This window comes from Mesorhizobium sp. M8A.F.Ca.ET.021.01.1.1 (genome assembly GCF_003998025.1).
Classification (GTDB): domain Bacteria; phylum Pseudomonadota; class Alphaproteobacteria; order Rhizobiales; family Rhizobiaceae; genus Mesorhizobium.
In genome coordinates this window covers 1-8,791 of record NZ_RZSJ01000230.1, presented here as the reverse complement: position 1 = coordinate 8,791, position 8,791 = coordinate 1, and the positions used below count along the sequence as shown (strand labels likewise).

Sequence of the window (8,791 nt, the reverse complement as noted above, 5' to 3'; positions counted from 1 at the left end):
CGCCTTCCTTGACATTGGCCTTGGTCGCCTCGAGGCAAAGCTCGCCGACCTTCTGGAAGTCGGCGTCGGTCGGCTGGCCTTTGCCAACCCCGGGGATCTGCAGGATTTTCGAGCGCAGTTCGCTTGCGGCGGAAGCCGGGCGCGTCAGGGCGCCAAGCCCGGCGCCGGATGCGGCCGCGATCGCGGCCATCGAGGCCGCGCCCTTCAATATGTCGCGCCTTGTAGCGCCGGCACGGACCAGTTTGTCGTAAAGACCTACTCGCATGGACTATTCCTCCCAGAACGTTAGTCGTGAATCGAAGTGCCAATCGTGCCGGGCGCTGGCCGTGTTCAGAAGCGAAACCAGGACCCCAACCTGCGTCGCCTCGCGTTCCGTTTTTTCGGATAGAGTACCGGCGTTCGGATTGGCGCTCGTCACTATTCTCACAACCAAACGCCGTGTCAACGAGGACGGGTTTTTATCTATAAGGGACCGACTTGCCCTGACCGGTCGCGTTGGTTAGCTTCTGCGCCTACGGCCAGTTGGAGCCGATGGGGGAACGATGGCTCAAGTCGCGATCAGCAATGTGGCCAAGGCGTTTGGAACCGTCAAGGTTCTGCACGAAGTCAGCGTCGACATTGCCGATGGCCAGTTCGTCGTGCTTGTCGGGCCGTCCGGTTGCGGCAAGTCCACGCTGCTCAGGATGGTGGCGGGGCTCGAGACCGTCTCCGGCGGCACGATCGCCATCGGCGATCGCGCCGTCAATCACCTGCCGCCCGCAAAGCGCGACATCGCCATGGTGTTCCAGAACTATGCGCTCTATCCGCATAAGACGGTCGAGCAGAACATGGCCTTCGCTCTCAAGCTGCGGAAAACCGACCCGGCTGTGGTGGCCGAGCGGGTCAAGCGCGCCGCCGACATCCTCGACCTGAGCCCCTATCTGAAGCGCTATCCGCGCCAGCTTTCCGGCGGCCAGCGTCAGCGCGTCGCCATGGGGCGGGCCATCGTGCGCAATCCGCAGGTATTCCTGTTCGACGAGCCGCTTTCGAACCTCGACGCAAAGCTGCGCGTGCAGATGCGCACCGAGATCAAGGAACTGCACCAGCGGCTGAAGACCACCACCATCTATGTCACGCACGACCAGATCGAAGCCATGACGATGGCCGACAAGATCGTCGTCATGCGCGACGGCCGCATCGAACAGGTCGGCGCGCCGCTGGAGCTTTTTGACCGGCCGGCGAACCTTTTCGTTGCCGGTTTCATCGGCTCGCCGTCGATGAATCTGCTCAAGGGTACCGGGCGCAAGGGCGGCGTCGACATCGCCGGGACGCTGTTCCCGGTCGCTCCGAACAACCCCGTCGAGGAGGGGCGCGCCGTCGTCTATGGCGTGCGCCCCGAGCATCTCGAGATCCATCCCGATGGCGTGCCGGCGAAGATTTCCGTGGTCGAGCCGACCGGCTCGGAAACCCTGGTCTTCCTGCGTTTTGGTGACGGCGAGATGGTGGCGCTGTTTCGCGAACGCCATGACTTCAAGCCCGGCGATACGCTGAAACTTCGGCCAAGGCTCGACCATATCCATCTGTTCGACGCCGAGACCGGCAAGCGTCTCTGATCGCAACGCACTTCACGAGGACCATCATGCTCAAAGGGATCGATCCGTTGCTCAATGCCGACGTGCTCCAGGCATTGCGGGCGATGGGACATGGCGACGACCTGATCATCGCCGACACCAACTTCCCGTCCGATTCGGTCGCGCGCCGGACGGCGCTCGGTCGGGTGCTGCGCATCGATGCCTCGGCGGCACAGGTGGTGAAGGCGGTGCTGTCGCTTTACCCGTTGGACACGTTTGTCGACGACTCGGCCGCCCGCATGGAGATCGTCGGCAAGCCGGACGAGATCCCAGCGGTGCAAAAGGAAGTGCAGAAGGAGATCGATGCCGCCGAGGGCAAGTCCTGGCCGATGGTGCCGGTCGAGCGTTACGCCTTCTACGAGCGCGCCAAGCAGGCTTATTGCGTCATCCAGACCGGCGAACGCCGATTCTATGGCTGCTTTGCCTTCCGCAAGGGCGTCGTGCCGCCGGATGCGGAGTAGCGGCATGGCCTCGGGCAAACCGATCGTCATCCTCGGTGTCTTCGTCGCCGATACGGCCTACAGGGCGCAGCGCCAGCCGCGCATGGGCGAAACGATCCTCGGCAACTCCTTCAAGCTGGGACCAGGCGGCAAGGGGTCGAACCAGGCGGTGGCGGCCGGCAGGTTGGGGGCCGACGTCACGTTCCTGACCCGGCTCGGGGTCGATGCCTTCGCCGACATGGCCAAGCGGACCTGGAAGGATGCCGGCGTGAAGAGCGCCGCCATCGATACGCCGGACAGCTATACCGGTGCCGCCTACATCTTCGTCGAGGAGGGAAGCGGCAACAACGCCATCATCGTCAGTCCCGGCGCCGCCATGCTGATCACGCCGGACGATATCGAAGCCAATGCCGAGCTGATCCGTGGTGCCGGTGTTTTCGTCACGCAGCTCGAACAGCCGATCGACGCCGCGCTGCGGGCGCTGGAGATCGCGCGCGGGGCAGGGGTGACGACCATTCTCAATCCGGCACCGGCGGCAAAGCTTCCCGACCGCGTCTACACGCTCTGCGACTATCTAACACCGAACGAGACCGAAACCGAGGAATTGACCGGGCTGAAAGTCTCCTCGGTCGATGAAGCGCGCGCCGCCGCCGGCAAGCTGCTGGAAAAGGGCGTTGGCACAGTCATCGTCACGCTCGGCGACAAGGGGGCGCTCCTGCACACGAAGGATCGCTCCGAGCATGTTTCCGCCATCAGCGCGGGGCCTGTGGTTGAGACGACGGGAGCTGGCGATGCGTTCAATGGCGGCCTTGCCGCGGCACTTTCGCGCGGCGTGGAGCCTCTGGAGGCGGTACGCTTCGCCTGCGCCGTTGCCGGCATTTCCGTGACCCGTCCAGGCACCGCACCGTCTATGCCGACAGTGCAGGAGGTCGAGGCGCTGCTGGCCAAGAGCTGAGGCAATTGCACGGGGCTCGCAGGCCACCCCGGAGGCCGGACTGTTCGGCCTCCGATGTCTCGCGTTCGATGGGCGTTGAGAAGCTACTGCTTGATATAGCAACGCTTCCCGGCATCGGGAGCGGGATCGCCGAAGGATTCATTGTCGCATTCGACGCCATCCCGGAACACGTCCTGCGTGAACCGGCCGCGCGCGCCATACCTGACCACCTTGCGGCCATAGAAATCGCAGAATTCGCCTTCGTCGGCACAGGCCACCCATCTCTCGCGGCGAGGCTCATCGTAACCGCCATCGGCTTCGCCACGACCGCGTAACACGATATAGCACGTCTTTTCGTGGCCGGGCGCAGGGTCGCCAAAAACGCGAGTTGAGCAGGGGACCGCGTCACGGTCGATAAAGCGCGATGTAGTGCGGCCCCCGTCGCCAAAAACCACTTCAGCCGGAAATGGCAGTCGGCAAATGCCGCCCTCCCTTGCGCATCGCTGAAGCCGAGCAGCCGAAGCAGTGGCGGGAAAGATGGTGGAAGCAACCATTGTAAGGCCAGCAAGGCTTATGGCCGTGAACACCGTGCTCATCGAGGTGGTTGAGGCGATAGACACTGTAAGTCCTCCCGGGTCGTTCAGGCTGTATGGTTATGGTAGCCGGATTATCTCAGGCCAGGATATTTCAGAGGTGAATCAAGCGTTTTTTTAGGCGGAAGCGCAAGCCCCAAGCGGTTTGCCTGGCGCAAACATCAGGCCAAGGGAGATATCTGTCAACGCAGGAGCCGAAACAGGCCGGCAGCCGACGTTCCGAGCTGACAGGAGGCAAATCTCATCCGGCACCACGATCATGGCCGCAAGCCCATGCATGGCAGATCGAACCCAGATTTGAAAGGTTCTGGATCACATCCGCATACATGCATCTTTGACAGACAACGTCGACATTTCTACTAAGCCAAGGGTTTGTGTCCCTTGAGAGAAATGGCGCGAGTGACGGGGCTCGAACCCGCGACCTCCGGCGTGACAGGCCGGCACTCTAACCAACTGAGCTACACCCGCGCATTGACGAGCACGTGTCAGCCGTGTTCGTCGTTGGGGCGCTGGATAAGGGGTTCGCTACCGGGTGTCAAGCGCACCAAACCATCATAACGCCAAACAGGAGAAGGTTTTTTGACAGCCGGCATTTTGTTCGCAAATCCGGCCTGCGAACAGGGCGCCTCGCGCTCATTTGGCCTTGCGAAGCAAGTCCCGACCGCTTAAAGGTCCGGCCCGGAGCGGGCGATTAGCTCAGTTGGTAGAGCGCTTCGTTTACACCGAAGATGTCGGCGGTTCGAGCCCGTCATCGCCCACCATATCTTTCCCCCAGTTGATGTTTTCCGGTTGCGGGCGCCACGAAATCGCCACGTCGACAACGGGCAATAGCTCACCTGTTGTCCTTCGTGCGGGCGGTGCATTGCTTTTTCACGGGTGAGCGGCATTTTCGCAGGAAGTTTTTTGGGCCTCGGGCGTTTATCTCAATAGAGATAGCCATTGCCGTGGAGCTACAGCTCCCGCCGGGGGCAACTGGGCCTCTCGGCTCGCGACCGCGGGTTTGTGGCTGCAGGTCAAGGGAAAATGCCCGTTCAAGCTTTCATTAACCGAATTGCCACGGCCGTCCCTGATCACGGCGTTCACGAATTCTTCCTTCAATTTGCGGGCTCCCAGCTGGCAGATCCCCGCCGCCGTGCAATTTTCAATCGCATGGCCGACAAGGGCGGCATCGAACATCGCTATTCCTGCTTCGCACCCGCTGGTGATCCTGAGGGGCTGAGCGTCGACCTGGCGGGTGTTTTCAAGCGCGGAGCGTTTCCGGGTACGGCCAAACGCATGGAAATGTATTCCACTGCCGCGCCCGCGCTGGCCGAGCGAGCATTGGAGCGACTCCTGGTGGGCGAAGACAGGAAAGGTGTCACCCATCTGATTGTCACCACCTGTACGGGCTTCTCCGCCCCCGGCATCGATCTGGAAATAATCGCCCGATGCAATCTGCCCACCACCGTGGAGCGCACGATCATCGGCTTCATGGGATGTTATGCGGCAATCAATGCGCTCAAACTGGCGCGGCACATCGTTCTGTCGGAACCTGCGGCCCATGTTGTGATCGTCTGCATCGAACTCTGTACGCTCCATCTCAAGGAGACGGCCGACCTCGAAAAACTGCTATCTTTCTCCCTCTGGGGCGATGGCTGCGCGGCCGCGTCGGTGACCTCCCGCCCGTTCGGCATCGGCCTGGACAGTTTTCACGCGATCGTGGACGCCGACGCCCGCGACTTGATGAGCTGGAGCTTGCACGACGACGGTTTCGACATGGTTCTGTCGGGGCAAATTCCTGCTGCAATCCAGAATGCGCTTGGCAAAGGGATCGGCGCCATCTTGGGAAACAGGATCGCCGCCAACATCGACCTTTGGGCTGTTCACCCGGGTGGGCGTTCCATTCTCGACGCCGTGGAGCGCGCGCTGGATCTTCCTCCCGATGCGCTGTTGCCGTCGCGCGATGTGCTTCGCGAAAACGGAAACATGTCTTCCGCCACAGTCATGTTCGTGCTGGAGCGGATGCTTCGCGGGTTCACGGATGATGACGTGGGCTGTGCAATGGCATTTGGCCCCGGCCTCACGGCCGAGACGATGATGTTCCACACGGCCGGCCGTGCCTGACATGGCCACCGGTCTCGACAGCCGTCTTATCCAGCCGGAACTGCTCGATCATTTGCCTCCCGACGATCCCAGGGCGATTGGCTCCCGACGTGATCTGATTTGGATAAATTCGCTGATGTTTCAACATGCGATCATGTCCAACCTCCTGAAGGCCAGCGTGCGCGAGGGTTCGATCAGAATCTTGGAAGTCGGGTCCGGCGACGGTGCATTCATGCTCTCGGTTGCAAGGCGCCTCGCCACGAAGTGGATCGACGTGGAGCTGGTCATGCTCGACCAGGTTGACCTCGTCACCGACCGGCGGCGCGCCGATTTCGCGGCTCTGGGCTGGCGGGTTGAAACCGTTACCGACAATATCTTCGACTGGATCGCAAAACCCGGGGGTGCCGCCTACGACGTTGTCTCGGCCAATCTGTTCCTGCACCATTTTTCCGACACCGCCTTAAAGATCCTGTTCGAAGCCCTATGCCGTCTGGCGCCGGTATTCCTCGCCGCCGAGCCGAGCCGAAACATTGTCGCTTTAAAAGCATGCCCGCTCCTGCGCCTTGTCGGTGCAAACCAGGTCACCATGCACGATGCGGCGGCAAGCGTCCGCGCAGGTTTCGCTGGCAAGGAACTTTCCGGTTTGTGGCCTCTCGGTTCCGCGCAGCAGTGTGAAGAGCGCAGAATTGGCCCGTTTACCCACGCCTTCCGCGTTTTCCCCAAGGAAGGACTTGCGCGATGTACGATGCCATCGTCATAGGTGCCGGCCCAAGCGGCTCGTCGGCAGCATTGGCCTTGCGCGGCCAAGGTCGTTCTGTGGCCATCATCGAAGCAAGCGAGTTTCCACGCCGCAAGGTCTGCGGCGAATTCATGTCGGCGGTCAATCTGGAGCTGTTGGACCGTCTGGAGGCGGGCGTGGCGGTTCGTGCCAAGGCAGGGCCGGAAGTCAAGCGGGTTGGCTTGTTCGCGTCGGGCCCTGGCATCATAGCGGGCATGCCGCGCGCCGCGGGAAATGCTTTCGGGCGGGCGCTTGGACGGGACGTTCTGGATGGCATCCTCTTGGACACGGCGCGCAATGCCGGAGCCGACGTTTTTCAGCCGTGGCGCGCGGTGGAGATCGCCAGCAATGGCGATCGTGCCATCGTCCGGATCGCCAACAGGGAGGGTCAGACAAGTCTTAGCGGGCAGGTGGTGATTGCGGCGCATGGCTCCTGGGGGCAGGGCAGGTTGCCAACCAATCTCCCGAAGAGCAGCGCGGCATCCGATCTGTTTGGCTTCAAGGCCCATTTCAGGGGAGCGTCGCTCGCTCGAGACCTCATGCCGCTCCTGGTGTTTCCGGGCGGCTATGGTGGCATGGTGTGGGCGGATCAGGACAGGATATCGCTGTCGTGCTGCATACGCCGCGACGTGTTGACCAGGCTGCGCAAAGAGGGCGGTGCGATGTCCGCGGCCCAAGCCGTTCACGCGCACATACTGGCATCGTGTCCGGCCACGGTTTCCACGATCGGCGACGCCAGCCTCGAAGGTGAATGGCTTGCCGCCGGTCCCATACGTCCGGGGATGCGCCCACGATTTGCCGACGACATATTTCGGGTCGGCAACATCGCCGGCGAGTCTCATCCCATCATCGCTGAAGGCATCTCCATGGCCCTGCAGTCCAGCTGGCTTCTCGCTGGCGAATTGGCAAGGTTCGAACAATGGGACCGGACGGCGCGCATCGCCGTCGGCAAACGCTATTCAAGAGCGTGGAGCCGGCAATTTGCCACTCGCATTCATGCCGCCGCACTGTTGGCGCGCATTGCCGTCCTCCCCAACTCTAATACGGCGATGAAGGCCTTCGTGGGTTGGTTCCCGAATAGCCTGACCTTAGGCGCGAGATTGTCCGGCAAGACAAAAGCCTTGCCTGCCCTCAGCTATCCGTAAGGGCATGAAGCCGGCCGGACACTTGGAATTCGCTGAAGCGCTGGAGCCCGATCGCAACTCAACAGGCAAACGCTTCTTGGCGTATGGCTGCCCGCTCACGGCGGCACCATCCGGAAATCCTTGCCCTCGGGCAGCAATTGCCCGCCGTCGACGACAATGGTGGTGCCGGTGATGTAGCTGGCGTCGTCCGAGGCCAGGAACAGGAAGGCGTTGGCCACGTCGCGCGGGCTGCCGAGCCGGCCGAGCGGGATCGAATCCTCCATGTTCTTGATATAGGCGGCGCCGCGATGCTGTTGGATGGCTTCGGTGCGGATATTGCCGGGTTCGACGCCGTTGACGGTGATGCCGTAGCCGGAGAATTCAAGCGCCGCCGCGCGAATGAAGCCGTTAATGCCTGCTTTCGTCGCCGAATAATGGCCGTGGCCAGGGCTGGTGACGTGGGGGCCGGTGATCGATGAGGTGTAGAGCATGCGGCCAGAGCGCTGCGCCTTCATCGGCACGAGGGCGGCGCGGCTGGCATTGAAAGTGCCGCGCAGGTTGACGGCCATGACGCGGTCCCAGTCGTCGGCGCTGGTGTTTTCGATCAACTGCCAGGGATAGATGCCGGCATTCTGCACGATGATGTCGAGGCGGCCGTGCTGTTTCAGCGAAAGTGCCACCGCGGCCTCGGCGTCGCTCATTTGCGAGATGTCGGTGCGGATGAAGGGGACGCCCAGTTCATCCGCACTTGCTTGCCCCGCCTCCGCCTCGCTGTCGGCCAGCACGAGCCGTGCGCCTTCTTCCGCAAAGCGCAGCGCGATGCCCTTGCCGATGCCGCGCGCGGCGCCGATGATCAGCGCTACCTTGTCTTTCAGTCGTCCTGTCATGCCAATCCTCGCCTCACGCCCTCTCACGCCAGTCTTTGGCGAATGGTTTGCTTGAATGCGTCGAGCAGCACCGCGGCCAGAACCAGCAGGCCGTGGATGACCTGGGTGAAATTGGCGGGCAGGCCCATCAGGTTGATCGCCGTGTTGATGGCCGAGAGCAGGAGCACGCCGGCATAGACGCCCGGCAAGGTGCCGACGCCGCCCTTCAGGCTGACGCCGCCGATAACCACGGCTGCAAAGGCATTGAACAGCAGGCCGACGCCAAGATTGGCGGTGGCGCCGGAGGTGCGGATCGCCAGCAGCCAGCCGGCGAGCCCTGCGATGGCGCCGGCGAGCACGAAGG

At 62.4% G+C, this 8,791-nt stretch carries 8 protein-coding genes, 2 tRNA genes and 2 pseudogenes; 7 read left to right on the top strand and 5 right to left on the bottom strand.

Annotated elements, in window-relative coordinates; all coding sequences use genetic code 11:
• Positions 1-265: pseudogene (locus EOA36_RS18605) on the bottom strand (sugar ABC transporter substrate-binding protein); the annotation flags it as partial.
• Between the two features lie 277 nt (positions 266-542).
• Here EOA36_RS18605 and ugpC point away from each other — a divergent pair.
• From ugpC to rbsK, 3 genes are read left to right on the top strand one after another with little or no spacing between them, the layout of a single operon-like run.
• A complete protein-coding gene (gene ugpC / locus EOA36_RS18600) occupies positions 543-1,592 on the top strand; it encodes a sn-glycerol-3-phosphate ABC transporter ATP-binding protein UgpC (RefSeq protein ID WP_127278879.1) in 1,050 nt (349 codons plus the stop codon).
• 26 nt (positions 1,593-1,618) lie between these two features.
• Entirely contained in the window at positions 1,619-2,071 is a 453-nt protein-coding gene (locus tag EOA36_RS18595; RefSeq protein ID WP_127278878.1) for an RbsD/FucU family protein, read from the top strand.
• 4 nt (positions 2,072-2,075) lie between these two features.
• Complete coding sequence (gene rbsK, locus EOA36_RS18590; protein ID WP_127278877.1) at positions 2,076-3,005, top strand: ribokinase; 930 nt, start codon at positions 2,076-2,078, stop codon at positions 3,003-3,005.
• 83 nt (positions 3,006-3,088) lie between these two features.
• Here the strand turns inward: rbsK and EOA36_RS38935 are convergent, their stop codons facing one another.
• The gene (locus tag EOA36_RS38935; protein ID WP_348629813.1) at positions 3,089-3,262 is read right to left on the bottom strand and encodes a hypothetical protein; all 174 of its coding nucleotides are present in this window, start codon (positions 3,260-3,262) and stop codon (positions 3,089-3,091) included.
• Between the two features lie 706 nt (positions 3,263-3,968).
• A tRNA-Asp gene (locus tag EOA36_RS18580) sits at positions 3,969-4,045 on the bottom strand.
• Positions 4,046-4,262: 217 nt separating this feature from the next.
• Between EOA36_RS18580 and EOA36_RS18575 the strand changes: the two genes are divergently transcribed.
• From EOA36_RS18575 to EOA36_RS18560, 4 genes are all read left to right on the top strand, one after another.
• A tRNA-Val gene (locus tag EOA36_RS18575) sits at positions 4,263-4,338 on the top strand.
• Between the two features lie 262 nt (positions 4,339-4,600).
• Entirely contained in the window at positions 4,601-5,680 is a 1,080-nt protein-coding gene (locus EOA36_RS18570) for a type III polyketide synthase (RefSeq protein ID WP_127278876.1), read from the top strand.
• A gap of 1 nt (position 5,681) precedes the next feature.
• Positions 5,682-6,419: a methyltransferase domain-containing protein gene (locus EOA36_RS18565; RefSeq protein WP_127278875.1), complete on the top strand. Its 738-nt coding sequence runs from the start codon at positions 5,682-5,684 to the stop codon at positions 6,417-6,419.
• The gene (locus tag EOA36_RS18560; protein WP_127278874.1) at positions 6,398-7,582 is read left to right on the top strand and encodes an FAD-dependent monooxygenase; all 1,185 of its coding nucleotides are present in this window, start codon (positions 6,398-6,400) and stop codon (positions 7,580-7,582) included. The genes EOA36_RS18565 and EOA36_RS18560 overlap by 22 nt, the downstream gene beginning before the upstream one ends.
• A gap of 95 nt (positions 7,583-7,677) precedes the next feature.
• On the opposite strand, the gene EOA36_RS18555 is transcribed toward EOA36_RS18560, so the two are convergent.
• On the bottom strand, positions 7,678-8,448 hold the full coding sequence (locus tag EOA36_RS18555) for an SDR family NAD(P)-dependent oxidoreductase (RefSeq protein ID WP_127278873.1): 771 nt from the start codon (positions 8,446-8,448) through the stop codon (positions 7,678-7,680).
• Between the two features lie 23 nt (positions 8,449-8,471).
• Positions 8,472-8,791: pseudogene (locus EOA36_RS18550) on the bottom strand (ABC transporter permease); the annotation flags it as partial.